Below are 17,563 nucleotides of genomic sequence, written 5' to 3' on the forward strand. Positions count from 1 at the left end.
TACATTACGATAAGTTGTGTTGTTATTTGGCCTATACAGGTCAGCCGATTGGTAAAAATTATTCAGGAGTCTATACCGCTTAATCTTATCAAAACGGCCACATTCAACATCTAAGTGTAAATTAATTTAATAAAAAGCTAAATTACTTGTCACCTTTTATTTTATGTACATTGAAGTAAGTTGTGTTGCTGTTTGGCTTATGCAGGTCAGCCGATTGGTAAAAATTATTCAGGAGTCTATACCGCTTAATCTTATTAAAACCACAGAATTCAACCTCTAAGTGTAAATTAAATTAGTAAAAGACTAAATTATTTGTCACCTTTTATTTCATGTACATTGTAGTAAGTTGTGTTGCTGTTTGGCATAATGGTTAGCTTTTTACTTAATATCAATTGTTTCTGTTTTTCGCCTTTCTTCACTCGGGGTGACGCCAAAGGCTTTTTTATAGAGCGTGGAAAAGTGGGTGCTGTTGATAAATCCGCATAATAGTGAAATCTCAGTGATTGTCATGTCACTCTCCCTTATTTTTTTTCTTGCCGATAATAATCGTAAACGCTTGATATAATTTTCGGGTGTTAAGCCCGATGCTTCTTTTATATGTCTGAACATGGTACGAAGCGTTAAATGGAAGCGTTGGGCTATATCATTCCAATCATATTCATCAAAGCAATTTTCTTGTAGATGATTAAGTAATAAGTGAAGTTTAAAGCGAGTATTATTTTTCTGTGCTTGTCCTTGAGATTGCAGGATTAGGGTAATTAGTTTAAAAAATAGGTATTCTCGGTATTCTAGCGGATTTTTTAAATTAAAAAGCTGATCAATAACCGTATTACACTCTTTGCGTAGGCTTGGTGTGAGCCATATATAAGAACTTAAATCACTTGCAGAAATAGGATTTAATAGCTCTTCAATCTTATTTAAAAAAACAAATTGACGATAGGGATTAATCAGAATATTGGTTAGTTTTAAGGTGCCTAAATCGTCATAAAAATGGTAATCATGACCACGAACAAGAAAAACATCGCCTTGCTGAATAAATAGTGGGCGACCATTGATAACATGTAATCCATGACCTTGTTCCACAATGACTAATTCATCAAATTCGTGGTTATGTTCAATACAATTACTTTCCGGATCACTTTTATATAATGCCAGTTTGTCTGATTCGGAATTAAAGTAAGTGTTAATTTTTAACGTATTCATAATATCGAGCCTAACTTCTTATAATTAATCTTAATTATCAATGGTTGATTTGCCAACAAAGTAAAATAGCAACAATTACTTCGATCAAAAGTGAAAAAAATTGTTATTGTGTTGATAAATCATTACATAATGTCACTTTCAGTCATCTGTATAACACAATAAGGTAATTGACTTTTATATAAAAAGTAATAATTCAAAAAATGTGAACTTCCTCGTTGTGATCTTTCCGCTATTGCCATTTATGAATTTAATCTGGCAGTGTCAAGGTAGCTACGCTCATTCGCACATAGCTATACTCCTAAGCAGGTCAAACAGGAGGATTATATGGCACAAAAGATACAAAAAAATGATCATGTTATTATGAAAAGAGATCCCTCTTTCCTAGCAAAAGCTGAAACTTTACTGCCAACCATTCATCAAAATATCATTTACCCTCAAAATATTATCACAATAGCGCAAGATCCTGATGCGATTGATGGTTATTTGGCTCATGTCGTTAGCGAAGCACAACCTTATTTGAATCACTGTTTTCAGAGCGGAGATAGTTTTATTTTAGATTTAGGTACCCATGCCGTTGGTTATTTGTCGTTTTTATGCCAGTCAGTCGGTAGCCCACCAGATGCACCTGCTCATCTTAAATTTACCTTTGGGGAAACACTTTGTGAAGTCGTTGAACCATTTAATCAGTATCGAGGATGGTTAAGTCAAAGTTGGTTACAACAACATGATGAGTATGTTGATGTGTTACCAGCGCAAGTCAATTTAGCTCGTCGCTATTGTTTTCGCTACCTAAAAATAGAGGTTATTTCATTATCACCGAAATATCAAATCATGTTTAAAGATATAAAGGTTAAAACTGTAAGTTCAGCCCCGGATAGTTGCATTGAGTATCACTGTGATGATATTCAATTAGCAAAAATCGATCAGGTTTCAGTTCTTACCCTACGAAATTGTATGCAAGAAGTGTTTGAAGATGGTCCAAAACGGGATCGACGGTTATGGTTAGGTGATTTACGTCTTCAAGCTTTGGTTAATAGTGTTACTTTTCAACATTATGATCTTGTTCGCCGTTGTTTATATTTATTTGCAGGGCATCGGCGTGAAGATGGCATGGTTTCGGCTAATATTTTTGTTAGACCTGAGGTCGTGGCTGATGATACATTTTTATTTGATTATTCGCTTTTTTATGTCGATATCCTTTACCACTATTTTAATGAAACAAAAGATTCGCAAACGGTTAAAGAGTTATGGCCAATCGCTTTAAAACAGATCGAACTAGGATTAAGTCGTTGTGATAAGCAAGGTTTAGTCACTGATGGTGATGATTGGTGGTCTTTTATTGATTGGCATGATCAACTTAATAAACAAGGTGCCTCGCAAGGCGTGTTAATTTACTGTCTGGATAAAGCACTACATCTTGCTCAAATTTTTGAACCAGAAATATTACCAAAATTACAACAACACTTAGATCATCTTAAGCAAGCCAGTCATCAATTATGGGATGCTGAGTTAGGTTTTTATGTTAGTGGCTCACAGCGGCAAGTTAGTTATGCCACACAAATTTGGATGATCCTTGCTGATGTCGGTGATTTAGCTCATCAACAAACTTTAATGAACAATCTACTCTCATCTCCTCCCGAAATTGGTATGAATACCCCTTATTTACGTCATCACTATATTTTAGCTTTGTTTAAACTTGGTTTACATGAAAAAGCAATTGAGGAGATGAAAGCCTATTGGGGAAAAATGGTGGAGTTGGGGGCAGATACCTTTTGGGAATTGTTTGATCCAGAAAATCCTAACTACTCACCTTATGGTAGCAAAATCATTAATAGTTATTGCCATGCTTGGAGTTGCACACCGGCATGGTTTATTCGTCAATATTCGCTTTAAATCAATAATTTTATAAAAGGATGACAATATGGTGAATTCACTATTTAAACGTTGGCAACAACGAATAGGTTATGGGATAGCTGATTTATCTTGCAATCTTGTGTGGCAGTTAATTTCGTTATATCTCATGTATTTTTATACCGATGTGATGGGACTACCGGCTTATTATGTCGGCATTATGTTCTTAATTACTCGATTAGTTGATGGTGTTGCTGATGTGTTAATGGGACTGGTTATTGATAATACCTCAACGCGTTGGGGACGTTGCCGACCTTGGCTACTTATTGGGGCTGTGCCATTTGGCTTGCTGTGTGTATTAGTTTTTTATGTGCCTGATTTTGGTATCACCGGTAAATTGATATATGCATTTGTAACATACTTATGCCTCTCTTTTATTTATACGATTGTTAATATTCCATTTAGTGCAATGTTACCTTTTCTTACCGCTGACTCTTTAGAGCGAACAACGTTATCTTCAGTACGGATCTTGTTAGGATCATTAGGTTCAACCATTGTGGCTGTAGCAACATTACCATTAGTTGCTACGTTAGGTCATGGCGATCAGAATTATGGGTTTTTATATACCGCAATTATTTTTGGCATTATTGCGACATTCTTTTTAATTGTGAGTTTTAAAAACGTTGAGGAAAAAATCCATATCACTCAAGAAAGAATGACACTAGCCAGAGCATGGCAAGGATTGAAAAGTAATTCACCTTGGAAGGTTTTCGCCTTTAATATCTTTTTGATGTGGGGGGCATTTTTCCTGCAAACCGGATCATTAGTCTACTTTTTTAATTATTATGTACAAAGCACCGAATTAACATCCATTATTGCCGGTATCTCTACCTTTGTACCTTTACTTGGCACATTAACTGTACCATTTCTCGCTAATTACTTAAAAAAACGTCATATCTATTTGTTTGCCAGTACCATTAATCTGATTGGTATGGGCATTATGATGTTGTCAGGTATTAACCATGTTTGTCTTATTCTCGGAGCTATCATTTTATCCGTCGGACATGGCCAACGTTTAGCTATCTATTTTTCAATGCAAGCCGATCCCGTGGATTATGGGGTTTGGAAAACCGGTATTAATACTGCTGGAATTTTAACATCAATCAATGGATTTTTAGGTAAAGTTGCCATGGCTGGAGCTGGTGCTATTACCGGTTTTTTACTTTCCTCGGGTGGTTATGTGGCAAATGCGGTACAACAACCGAGCGCTCTTTTTGCTATCAAGCTTTGTTATTTATACATTCCTGCCATATTAATTATTGCTTCAATGTTTTGGATAGGTAGGTTTTATAAACTTGATGACAACTATGCATCTATTCGTGCCGAACTTGATGCTAAAAGTCGTAATGCTAAGGATATCTAATAAATGTATCACGTTGTATTGTTAACTAATTTATGAGGGAAAAATAATGAAATTAAGAATAATAGCTGGAGTCTGTTGTTTATATTCTGTTTCAGCATTAGCATCAATTGAATGGCAGACTGAGCAAGGCAAACTTAAGCTGTATGGTGATGTGGAGTTTAATATTGATGCGGCAAGTAAAAAACACCAATTAACATCAGTAAGGACAAGTGCTAAAAAAGACTTTGATGCTAATGATAGTGATCGTTGGGATATTAATGGCCGAATTTTGATTGGCTTAGACGGTATCCGCGAGTTAGATAATCAATCCTATGCGGGATTTTCAGTTCAACCGCTAGCCGATTTAAGCGGTAAAGTTAATTTGGATGATGCAGATTTTTATTTCGGCCAACAAAATGATTGGCGTATCAAAATTGGTCGTTATGAAGCTTATGATATGTTCCCTTTAGGGCAAGACACGTTCATTGAATATTCGGGTAATACGGCAAATGATCTGTATAGTGACGGTTTTGGTTATATCTATATGATGAAAGAAGGGAGAGGCCGTAGTAGCAGTGGCGGAGCAATTGAATTAACCAAATATGTGGGGAATTTTGATTTTCAGGTTAATGCGATGATCAAAGACGGTACGACACTATTTGATGATAATACCTATCATGGTTATAAATTACATAAAGATAAAAATGTGATCTATTTGCGTCCGGTTATTTCTTATAAAAATAATTATATTTCTTCTGCCATAGCCATTGAGCATAACGTCGTTAATAACGCCTACCGTTATTATAATGACAGCAAAGGTAAATGGTTAGATCAATCAAAACGTACCGGTTATGGTTTAACCATGAGTTGGAATAGTGAGGGTGATTTTAGTAAATCGAGCGAAGGCATTTTAGTCAATACCAGCTTCGCTTATTTAGATGCTGAACAAGAAAAAGACTTCACGGCCGGCGTCAATGGTGTTTGGAATGGGATTGGACTTGGTTATATTTTTGCAGCCAACGATATCAAAGCATTCAACCCAAGTTATAAAGGGGATGGTGAGATTTATGCCAAAGGAAAATATAAATTACATACAATCAACGCATCTTACTTAATTGCTGATGTTATGGGAATGGATAATTTTAATATATATCTTGGTTCTTATTGGTCACAATTGGATCGAGATAAAAAACAAGGTGGCGGAGATGATAATCGTTATGGCGCAAGAGTCCGTTTTAAATATTTCTTTTAAAAACCTTTCCCGGCTAACCAATTAAGGTATTTATAACTTAATTACCCATATGATTAAGTGTGGAAAGTGCAAATCTTAATTAAGATAATGGTGACACTAAACAAGGTAAGTCATGAATAGTGATTTATCTGTCACCGTTTAAAGTTGAGACAGTTTCATACTTGAATTCAAGATAAAATATAAACCACTCATCAGTAAAAAGGCTTATCAGATTTCTTATCAAAAGCGTATCGATCTTAAAAAAATGTCGTCCGCGTGGTTAAAAGTAACGCGAATAAAAATCGGCTAACTTCTTATCTAAAAAAATTCATTATGAAGTATGTTACTTACTTGATTGGCACTTAGTTGTTAAATGTCAGCAATGTTAAATCAGGTAATGGTTAACTTCAATAACTATTTGATTATTATCGATAAAAACTCTTTATTTTATCACATAAAAAATCGAGTTAATGGTAACGTAATAATCGTTTATTCGTTGCAATAATCAATCTTAATCTGTATAAAAATTAGATAGCTTATTAATCCTATTTTGGTTAATATGTCGTGGTTATAAAATGACCGCATTTAATCAATTCTAACCTTCAAAATATATAGGAAACTATTATGAGTACCAATACAACAGCAGGACTTATTGAGAAGTTAAAGGATATTGTCGGACATAAACACACTTTAACTGATCCAGCTCGCACGCTACCTTATCGTCAAGGGATCCGATTCGGGTTAGGGGATGCTATCGCTGTTGTACTGCCCGGGACATTAGTCGAGCAATGGCAGGTTTTAAAAGCATGTGTACAAGCAGATGTTATTGTGATAACTCAGTCAGCCAATACAGGTTTAACTGGGGGATCGACACCTGACGGTAATGATTATGATCGTCCTATTGTTATTGTCAGTACCCGCCGTTTGGACGGTGTTCAAGTTATTGAAAATGGTGAACAAGTCGTATGCTTACCGGGTAGTACATTGTTCCGATTAGAAAAAGAGTTGAAAAAATATCATCGTGGCCCGCATTCGGTAATTGGTTCATCTTGTATTGGTGCATCAGTCATGGGAGGAGTCTGTAATAATTCAGGTGGAGCCTTGATACAACATGGTCCCGCTTATACCCAAATGGCTGTTTTTGCTCAGCTAGATGAAAAAGGTGAGTTGCATTTGGTTAATCATTTAGGTATTGAACTTGGTGATGATCCCGAAACTATCTTAAACAACTTACAAAATCATGCTTATGGTGAAAAAGATATTAAACGTGATGCAGGTTTAGGACATGACCATAGATATCGCGATCATGTACGACAAATTGATGCAGATACACCAGCGCGCTTTAATGCCGATCCTGAACGTCATTATGAAGCTTCAGGAAGTGCAGGTAGGTTAATGGTCTTTGCTGTACGTTTAGACACTTTCCCATTAGAGGAAAACACTGCCGTATTTTATATTGGTACTAATGATACCAGTGAACTTGACGATATTCGTCGCCATATTTTAGGTAAATTTGAGAATTTGCCGGTTTCGGGTGAATATATTCATCGTGATGCCTTTGATATTGCTGCTGTGTATGGCAAACATCTCTTTTTAGCTATTCAAAAATTAGGTACTGATACCATTCCTCGCCTCTACGCTTTCAAAAACTGGGTCGATCGCATTACGAGTAAAATACCATTTTTCCCTCACAATTTTTCCGATCGTTTTGCGGTAACTGTATGTAAAATTCTACCGAGCCATTTACCTAAATCTATTCGTGATTATCGTGATCGTTATGAACATCATTTGATCTTAAAAATGGCGGATAATGGTATAGCCGAAGCATCAGCCTTTTTAAAAGAGTATTTCCAAAATAGAAACGGTAACTACTTCCTGTGTAATCCGAAAGAGGCGGAAGCTGCAATGTTACACCGCTTTGCTACTGCGGGCGCAGCTACTGTTTATCGTAATGTACATAGTAAAACGGTAGAAGATCTGGTTGCGTTGGATATTGCATTAAGACGTAATGATAAAGAGTGGTTTGAAACCTTACCCGATAACATTAGCCAACATTTTATTCATAAATTATATTATGGTCACTTTTTCTGTTCTGTCTTTCATCAGGATTACCTTGCTAAAAAAGGAACAGATTGCGCTAAAGTTGAAGATGAAATGTTGAAGATCTTAGATCAGCGTGGCGCTCAATATCCTGCAGAGCATAATGTAGGGCATCTATACCATGCAAATGACGATTTGAAAAACTTTTACCACCAACTCGATCCTACTAATAGCTTTAATCCTGGTATTGGTAAAACCTCTAAGAAAAAATATTGGCAATAATTAAATTTCAATAAAATCGCCCATATTGGACAAGCGGACGCTTATTCAAATTATGTCGTTCAGGCAAATAAAATAACTCAAAAACCAACTTTAACTAAGTTGGTTTTTTGTTGTTTCTGTTTCACTTTCTACCACTCTTAACATCAATTCTGTTTTAAAGGACACTGATAGCCTATAGCTGCTAGCGCAACGCCATATGCTTTAATCATCTGCGTTATTAACACCAATTATGCTCTGTTTATAAAAAATATAATGTCGTGTTCATTAATGCGAGTAAAAAAGTATAAATACGCTATAAAATATAAAGTAGTTTTTATCGTGATTTTATTTGGTGTAACCGCGGGTTAGTTCAACGCTACAATCTTTGTAAAGATATTTCAGGTTAGCTATATGTTTCAGTATAAAATATTGATACTAAAGGGCTGATATTACGCTGTCATAGCATGACAAAATAATATCAGCAAAAAAGTTACAGTAATTTTTTTAATTGATATAGCATATCTAAGGCTTGTTTTGCTGTTAAAGCATCAGGATCGATACGTCTTAATGCCTCTTCTACTTCAGAAGGTTCAGATTCTGTCATAAAAGAGAGCTGTGATTCATCCACATGACTATTAGCAGACTGCTTCGAAATGACTTCAAGCTCTTTCAATTTTTGTTTAGCTCGCTTTAAAATAGCTTTAGGCACACCAGCAAGTCCTGCCACAGCAATACCGTAACTTTTACTTGCTGCACCTTCTGCAACTTCATGAATAAATGCAACGGTATTATCATGCTCTATAGCATCAAAGTGAATATTATAAACCCCTTGCATATGTTCAGGTAGCTGAGTTAGCTCAAAATAGTGAGTGGCAAAAAGCGTCATCGCCTTAATTTCATTGGCTAAATTTTCAGCGCACGCCCAAGCTAACGATAACCCATCATAAGTTGATGTCCCTCGACCAATTTCATCCATTAACACTAAACTTTGTGGGGTAGCATTATGCATAATATTAGCTGTTTCAGTCATCTCTACCATAAAGGTTGAGCGCCCGGAAGCTAAATCATCCGATGCTCCGATTCGGGTAAAAATGCGATCGATAGGACCAATAATTGCTTTAGTCGCCGGCACAAAACTACCAATATAAGCAAGTAATACAATCAATGCAGTTTGACGCATATAAGTACTTTTCCCACCCATATTAGGTCCGGTAATAATCAACATACGTCTATTTGGTGATAAATGCAAAGAATTGGCAATAAATGGTGTTTGTAACACCTGTTCAATTACAATATGTCGACCATTTTGAATGTCAATTCCGGCTTGATCTGATAAAGTAGGGCGTTGATAATTAAGTGTTAACGCACGTTCAGACAGATTAGTTAAAACATCAAGTTCGGCAATTGCTTCGGCACTCGCTTGCATGCTTGCTAACTCTGGAAGTAATTGGTCGAATAATTGTTCGTAGAGTTGCTTTTCTAATGCTAATGCCCGACCTTTTGCCGTAAGTACTTTGTCTTCGTACTCTTTCAGCTCAGGAATAATATAACGTTCAACATTTTTGAGTGTTTGTCGCCGAGTATAATGGATAGGTGCTAAATGACTTTGCCCACGACTGATTTGGATATAGTAACCGTGAACAGCATTAAATCCGACTTTTAACGTATCGATGCCTAAGGTTTCTCGTTCTCTAACTTCTAATTGCTCAAGATAATTTGTCGCACCGTCAGCAAGGTTACGCAGTTCATCTAACTCAATATTATAGCCTGTGGCAATCACCCCCCCATCGCGAATAATAACAGGTGGCGCTTGAATAATAGCGCTATTTAATAACTCAGCAATGTGATCAAATTGGTTTATTTTTTTGCCAAGTGCAAGTAAATAAGGTGAGGTAACACCGCTTAATAGTTGTTGCAGTTGTGGCAATAGATTATATGCATCACGTAAACGAGCAAAATCACGAGGGCGAGCGCTATGTAAAGCTAATCTGGCTAAAATGCGTTCAAGATCGCCAATCTGTTTTAATAATGGCTGAACATCGTCAATATACTGATATAACTCACTAATAGCATCTTGACGATTTTGTAAAACAGACCGATTGCGAATTGGCGAATGTAACCAACGTTTGATCATTCGACTACCCATAGGCGTTTGGGTTTTATCTAAAATATCAGCAACTGTATTTTGTGTGCCACCAGATAGGTTTTCCGTAATCTCTAAATTTCGCCGAGTAGCTGCATCTAATACCACAAAATCACAACTAGACTCTTTAATAATTGAACGAATATGAGGTAGCGCAGTGCGCTGTGTATCTTTCACATATTGCAGTAAACAACCTGCTGCACAAAGGGCATAATGACAATTTTCGACGCCGAAACCAATCAGATCATTGGTACCAAATTGCAAATTCAATTGTTGTTTGGCTGTCTCTAAATTGAAATCCCATAAAGGACGACGGCGTAATCCATGACGATTTTCAATTAATAACATGGCATTAAAATCTTCAGGATACAAAAGTTCAACCGGATTAGTTCGTTGTAATTCCGCTTGAATTTCATCAAAATTATCACATTCAAAAATATAAAATCGTCCTGAACTAATATCAAGCGTAGCATAACCAAAGTGATCTTTATCTTGCCAAATGGCGGCCAATAAATTGTCTTTACGATCTTCCAATAACAACTCATCACTCACCGTACCCGGTGTAACAATCCGTACAATTTTTCGTTCAACCGGCCCTTTACTGGTTGCGGGATCACCTATTTGCTCGCAAATAGCTACTGATTCACCCAAAGAGATTAACTTAGCAAGATAGGTCTCAGCGGCATGATAAGGTACACCGGCCATCGGAATAGGCTCTCCATTTGACGAGCCACGTTTGGTCAATGAAATATCTAAAAGTTGCGATCCACGCTTAGCATCATCATAAAACATCTCATAAAAATCACCCATGCGGTAAAATAACAAAATATCAGGATTTTCAGCCTTCAACTTAAAGTACTGCCGCATCATTGGTGTGTGGTCGGTTAAATTCTCTTCATTAATCATGGTATTATTTCTTTTTGTTTTTTCAGATTGTTTATCAAGTGTCTTACATTGTCATCATAAAGCACTTACAACTATAAAAAATTAGTTATTAATTGAGGCATATTCTACCGTTTTATTATTACATTGTGATACATAATAGCAAAAAATGGCGTCGCCAGTATATGGCAACAAATAGAATGCTCAAATGAAGTAACAAAGATTATATTGCCGATCTCATTCTAGATTTTATGCTGACATTTCACTCTTTCTCTTAAATATTGGCAAGATTTAGCAAACTCTCTTTTTTTCTTGTATTAATTATCTTTATGATTTTATTTAATTTAGTTTGCCATGTTAATTTTACCTTTATACATGATTTAATATATTATTTGACTAAATTATCTGCTAAGATAAAAATAATGATAGTTGATCTTAGTGTGATCTCTAATTCAAAAGTAACAATTAATTGTAGTCATAAAAAGTCAGTAAAAAGGAATAGTAAGGAAAAGTAAGGAACAGCAAGTTATAATAAGGAGAATAGCATGGCAAAAGTGCTTGATGAACTAGTCAATCAAATAGGTGAAAAGGTCGTTAAGGGTTTAAGTGGTGTCAGTCATAATCGTTATACCTTAACCATTGATGCCTTATCCAGTCCCATCTCAATCTTACAAGTTAAAAGCAATGAACAACTCAACCAACCTTGGCACTACATTATCAATTTCACCAGTGCTGACAAAGCTATTACCGTTGATACGGTATTAAACCAAAATGCATCATTTACCTTTAATCCGGTTAGTCATCATCCTTTTTTATCTGCAATCAGCTCACTGAGCGCGCTACCTGTGGAGGGGCAAGCACGGGTACTGCATGGGGTTATCACCGGTTTTAGTCAGCTCTCAGTCAATAAAGATGAAGCACATTATCAGGTCATATTATCTTCCCGTTTAGCGTTATTATCCTTACAACACAACAGTGCAATATTTCAAAATCAAAATGTCGTCAGTGTCGTTGAAACGGTACTACGCAGTCATGGTTTTACCGGCGTGGATTACCGGTTGGAGTTGAAAGAGAGCTATCCGATAAGAGAATTTATCACGCAATGGCAAGAGAGTGATTTGGAATTTATACAACGCTTACTGGCGGATGTCGGTATCTGGTTTCGTTTTGAAAATCACAGTGAGCATCACTGTGATGTAATGATACTCAGTGACTATGAGCAAGGATATAATAACGTCGGTAAGATTGACTACAAATTACCGACCGGCACTATAGACGGCAGTACCGAGAGTGTCTGGGATATCGCCTTACACAGTCAAACGGTCGAATCCTCAGTAAAAGTCCAAGATTATAACTACCGAGATGCCGGGGCAAATTTAAACAGTGAGATTAGCACGCAACAAACCGCCAGTACCACTTATGGTACTGATTACCGTTATGAAGAGCATTATAAAAATAATGGTGGAGATATCGAGAGTGGTTCATGGTATGCCAGAATTCGTCATGAACATGCCATCAGTAAACAGATAATCATAAACGGTCACAGTAACTGTTACACCTTAGCACCGGGGCAGCATATCCGCATCACAGGCAACCCTTTACCTGAAATGCAGGAAGGGTTTGTGATTTTAAGTGTAGCGGGGCAAGGCAACCGTACGGATGCTTATGAACTCACCTTTACTGCTATTCCTTATCAGGTGTTAAAACCTTATCGTCCGGCGCCGATAGCCTGGCCACAGGTCGGTGGGACATTACCGGGCAGGGTGACCAGTCCGGATAATGATACTTATGGTTATATTGATACACAGGGACGTTATCGGGTCAAACTGAATTTTGATTTAAAGAGCTGGAAGAATGGTGAGGAGAGTTTATGGGTAAGACTGGCGAAGCCTTATGCCGGTGCAACTTATGGTTTTCACTTTCCGCTTATTGATGGCACTGAAGTGGCCATAGCCTTTATGGACAGTAATCCTGACCGGCCTTATATCGCGCATGCTATGCATGACAGCAACCACCCAGACCATGTAGCGACAGCGAACAAACATCGTAATGTCATACGTACACCGGCTAACAATAAACTGCGCATGGATGATAAACGCGGAAAAGAGCATATCAAACTTGCCACCGAATATGGTAAGACCCAACTCAATCTGGGGCATTTAGTTGACCAAAACAAAGAACAACGGGGCGAAGGGTTTGAACTGCGCACTGACGAATGGGGTGCAATTGCTGCGGAGCGGGGATTATACCTCACCAGTCAAACCGAGCCTAAAGCGCAGGGAAAACAGCTGGATATGCAAGGTGCGATTACTCAGCTGGAAAATGCGCTCTCGATAGCTAAAGCGTTACAAAATGCCGCCACGCAATCACAGGCGCATACCGCTGACACCGACAGTCAGGACCAACTAAAGACCGTGTTAAGCGGATTAAGTCAAAGTGGCATACTTGCTTATGCACAAGAGGGGATAGCCTTAACCAGTCCGGAAGATATTCAACTCTCAACCAGTAACAGTGTCGCTATTACCAGTGAGAATCAAACGGATATTAGTGCATTAAAAAATATCACCTTATCTAGTCGTGAAGCTTTAGGTGTATTTGCGCATAAATCCGGCATGAAACTATTTGCTAATCAGGGTGATGTTGAAGTTCAGGCACAAACAGCTAACCTTGCTATGGCAGCTAAACAAGATATCAAAGTTGATAGTGTCGATGGTAGTGTAACGGTAACAGCTAGCCAAGATATCACCTTAATTTGCGGAGGCTCATATATCAAAATCAACAGTAGTGGTATAGAGCTAGGTACACCAAGTAACGTTTATTTAAAATGTAATGCCATGCAAAAAATGGGGCCGGCGACCAAGAATGTTAATCAACTGAAACTATCGCCTACTGAGATTGAAGTTGCACTTATGCGAACAATAACAGGTAAAAAGATGAATTTTTCAGGTTAAAGGACTACATCATGGTATTATCTAAAGTAAAAAAATGGCAATTTCCGGTTGTTGCAAAATCCTCCAACAACAAAGAGGATAAAAAGAAGTTGAATGCTAAGCCCTACTATCAAGCTTTACTCTCAGCTGAAAATGGCTTTTATCCGGTTGGTCTTAATAAGCTTGTACATATGGGTATTCATATTGACAAAGATGCACTAAACAAATTAGACACCGGCGAACCGATTAAAACTAAGGTAAATTGTATCGCTGATGGCGAAGTGATTGCTTATCGTGTCAATGGTCATTACCCAAAAATTGATTATGGCGAAAAAGTCGCTTTTTTCTCAACAGGATTTGTATTAGTTCGACATTTACTTGAAATGGAACGCGTGCCTGAAGAAAATACAGAAACAGCAGAGAGTGAGCCTCCGGCTGCTGACAATAATGCTCCTACTCAAGTTGCCAATGCTGATACTAATTCAGCGACAGACTCAACACCTGCCGCTGCCGATACAGCGCCAAGTCAGTCCCCTACAACAGATACAGGGACAAGTCCCGCCGCTACTCCAGCTCCAACCACCACAGAGACAACAGAAAATGAGAAAAAAGAGCCGGGACATCAACTCTATTTTTACAGTCTTTATATGCATATGGCCGATTCGGCTTATTATGATAAAAACCCCGAGGAGCCGTCACCGGCTTTTTGGGATCAAGATATTTATCGAGTAATAGATCATAATCAATTAGATTTTGTAGAAGGTTTAAATATTCGAAAAAATCCTGACAGTTTAAAAAATAACGAAATACTCGCGGTATTAGAAGAAGGGACGAAAGTTAATTTAAATCTTGCGGTTCATGATGAAAAAAAACAATGGTATGCTGTATCAGGTTTGGCCGAAGGTTATTCTTCTATTCCTGTGTTAACCCCTCAAAAATATCAACATGGTGAAACAACGGTAGATATTTTAGGGTGGATATTTACCGGCAGAGAAGTGACGGAAACTGAATTTACCATTTTAGGCAGCGAAGAAGATAAAAAGTTAGTTGCCAAAAATGCCGCAAATGAGATGAAATCGAATCAAAAGCAATCCAAAGGATTAAGAGTACGGAATGATTTTACAAATAAAGACGATAAAAAACTATACTCAATGCTCCCGATAGGAACACAAATAAAAATATCAGGTACTAAAGAGCCTAACAATTATGTTGAATTAATTGAAGTTGTACGAGGTGGAAAACCAACACGTCCTTTACCGACAGAAAAGAAGAAAGTTTGGTACGACTGTCTTAAAAATATAACAAGGGGAAAAAAATATGATGAAGTGGTGGTATTAGATACGCCCTTTCCAATTAAAGCGGGTGATTTAGTTGGGCATATTGGAAACTATCACGATTATAAAGCTGGAATCGATAAAGAAAAAGATAAAGAAGGAAAACTACAAGATATTGAAACTTTACCGGAAGATACTTTGCAAAGACCAAGTTTTAACCCGTTGTTGCATGTAGAATGTTTTACCTGTGAAGATTTAACTAATTATATTACCCAAACCCAAACAGAGGCGGGTAAATTAGTTGATGCCTACAAACCTTTTTTAGCCATATCAAAAGGGGCAAAATTACTGGCAACTCCAAATCAAGGAGATACGACAGTCGGTAAAAGTCTTGTTGGCACTGAAAGCATAAGAGTATCAAGTAAAAATGTAAATGCTAATTGGTTACAAATTCAAGTTCCTATATCGAAAACCATATCAAAAGTACGAGAAAAAGATGTACCTACTATCCAGACCAAAACACTGTGGATAGCAAATAACAAAAATATAATTAAACAAGCTGTATTAGGAGGTAAAATCTCATTAAATGCAAAAACAGAAGCTTGGACGCAATGCCCCTTGCAAATTGCTAACTTATCAGAAAGTACACAAATCATAGAAACTCCTTTACTATTAAATATTTATGATAAACAATACTTAGCCGAAGATAAATTTGCTGAAGATGAACAAGGCAATTTATGGTGGAGGGTTGAAGCACTTGACGAAAAAAATCTTCCAATTGTCGGTTGGGTGTCAAATAAAGGGGACGGGGTAAAGAAAGTCAGTGCTTGGGATTGGTTTGATTTTCCTCAATTAACTGAAAGTGCTAGCTTAGTGGAGTTTTATAAGGATGTGAAATTATCAGAAAAACGCAATAAGGATAATCCGTCATTAGATAAATACAAACCGACCTTAAAAACAACATTGTCAATATTAGACAGACAATATTTAACTGATTCGCCAGAAAACAAGAAATATGCCTATATAAAGAGTGAATGTTTTAGAGGAATAATTGAAAAGCCGATATTATTTGAGGCGTTAGGGCGTTTATTAATTAACTATCAAAGTGAATGGTATAGTGAAGTAGGTACAGACGGTAAGATGCCGGAATGGGAAGCGTTAAATAGTGAGATGACGGATGATGCCGAAAATGCCTTAGATTATTTAAAAGATGGAGATGAAGCAAAACGCGATGCCTATTTAAAGAATATAGGAAAAACGGCGGACTCAGAAGAAGCAATAGGATTAAATCAGCGACGAGAGAGAATAAGCCGATTTCCGGAAAATTATGAAGAAAACCCAAAAGAAAAGCTCAATCAAGAACAGTTTGAAGACTATAATTATATGTATAAGTTAGAAGTAAAGGTTGAGATGTGGGAAAAAGAGAAAGAGAAAATCAAACAGTGTTTATGGTGGGATGATGTGGTTAATGGATTAGCCAATCAAAATCAACCAACGGAAGAGGACAATGTGGGTAATGAAAATGGAGCAAATACCCAAGCAACACAAACCGACACTCCACTCCCTGCCACGCTAAATCAAGACGGCAAAGCTTGGTTTATCCATCCTATTTCAATGATAAATTATTTTAAATCAAGTTTACAAATAATTACTTATCATATTTATCATGATGGAAGGATAGAACGGCATGTTCCAGCAGAATTATTTCCCGAATCAGAGAAAAGATATGAGTATATCTATCATGATAAAAATAACAACTTGCATAATATAGGTGTATTTAATTATAGAGAAGTAAAAAATAATTATTTGTATAACAAAAAAAGATATGGAGATATGGAATATATTCATTTAATTAATTTAAATGAGGTTACTCAAGAATATTCAAAATTAGGGTTAACATACCGTTTTAATGTAGATAGTAATGGCGATGATCGGTTTTTTATGAATCGAGATACATTAGCAAGCTTTTTTGGCGCATTATTTGAAGTTTGTTTTGATGATATCAGTTGTAATGGTTTTAGCACAATGTATGGGGGATCTGGTGGAAGTAAAAGCCATTTTAATGGTTACCACGGTGATTTTAAATATTTAAGGTTAGATGGGGAGTTATTTAAAGGTGATGGAACCAGTTTAAATATTGATGATTATCCCAAACTATTTGATCCAAAACGTCAAAATCAATGGAACGATGCATTGTATAAATTTGGTTGGACAAATATGCTGGGTTGGAGTTATACAATTGATGGTGTCAAAAAGTATCCAAATCATATAACGAAAGAAACAGAAAATCATTGGCACCATTTACATGTTCAATATTATGATATGGATAAAGTTAAGGAAATTAAG

The 17,563-nt window shown here is 36.8% G+C and carries 8 protein-coding genes; 6 read left to right on the top strand and 2 right to left on the bottom strand.

Annotated elements, in window-relative coordinates; translation table 11 throughout:
* Positions 1–378 precede the first annotated feature (378 nt).
* Positions 379–1,203: a helix-turn-helix domain-containing protein gene (locus tag A9G11_RS11525; RefSeq protein WP_065619760.1), complete on the bottom strand. Its 825-nt coding sequence runs from the start codon at positions 1,201–1,203 to the stop codon at positions 379–381.
* A 324-nt stretch (positions 1,204–1,527) separates the two neighbouring features.
* Between A9G11_RS11525 and A9G11_RS11530 the strand changes: the two genes are divergently transcribed.
* From A9G11_RS11530 to dld, 4 genes are all read left to right on the top strand, one after another.
* Positions 1,528–3,096 carry an alpha-L-rhamnosidase-related protein gene (locus A9G11_RS11530; protein WP_065619761.1) on the top strand — a complete coding sequence of 523 codons (1,569 nt, stop codon included), beginning with the start codon at positions 1,528–1,530 and terminating at the stop codon, positions 3,094–3,096.
* A 28-nt stretch (positions 3,097–3,124) separates the two neighbouring features.
* Positions 3,125–4,477: an MFS transporter gene (locus A9G11_RS11535; protein WP_065619762.1), complete on the top strand. Its 1,353-nt coding sequence runs from the start codon at positions 3,125–3,127 to the stop codon at positions 4,475–4,477.
* A gap of 43 nt (positions 4,478–4,520) precedes the next feature.
* Complete coding sequence (locus A9G11_RS11540) at positions 4,521–5,708, top strand: carbohydrate porin (protein WP_065619763.1); 1,188 nt, start codon at positions 4,521–4,523, stop codon at positions 5,706–5,708.
* 603 nt (positions 5,709–6,311) lie between these two features.
* Positions 6,312–8,009: a D-lactate dehydrogenase gene (gene dld, locus A9G11_RS11545; RefSeq protein WP_065619764.1), complete on the top strand. Its 1,698-nt coding sequence runs from the start codon at positions 6,312–6,314 to the stop codon at positions 8,007–8,009.
* A 469-nt stretch (positions 8,010–8,478) separates the two neighbouring features.
* Here the strand turns inward: dld and mutS are convergent, their stop codons facing one another.
* Entirely contained in the window at positions 8,479–11,037 is a 2,559-nt protein-coding gene (mutS, locus tag A9G11_RS11550; protein WP_065619765.1) for a DNA mismatch repair protein MutS, read from the bottom strand.
* A 521-nt stretch (positions 11,038–11,558) separates the two neighbouring features.
* Here mutS and A9G11_RS11555 point away from each other — a divergent pair.
* Complete coding sequence (locus A9G11_RS11555; protein ID WP_065619766.1) at positions 11,559–13,964, top strand: type VI secretion system Vgr family protein; 2,406 nt, start codon at positions 11,559–11,561, stop codon at positions 13,962–13,964.
* Between the two features lie 11 nt (positions 13,965–13,975).
* The coding region (locus A9G11_RS11560) for a hypothetical protein (protein WP_065619767.1) at positions 13,976–17,563 on the top strand (3,588 nt) is incomplete at its 3' end.

Origin of the sequence: Gilliamella sp. wkB108 (assembly GCF_001690195.1) — a bacterium.
GTDB lineage: Bacteria > Pseudomonadota > Gammaproteobacteria > Enterobacterales > Orbaceae > Gilliamella > Gilliamella apicola_L.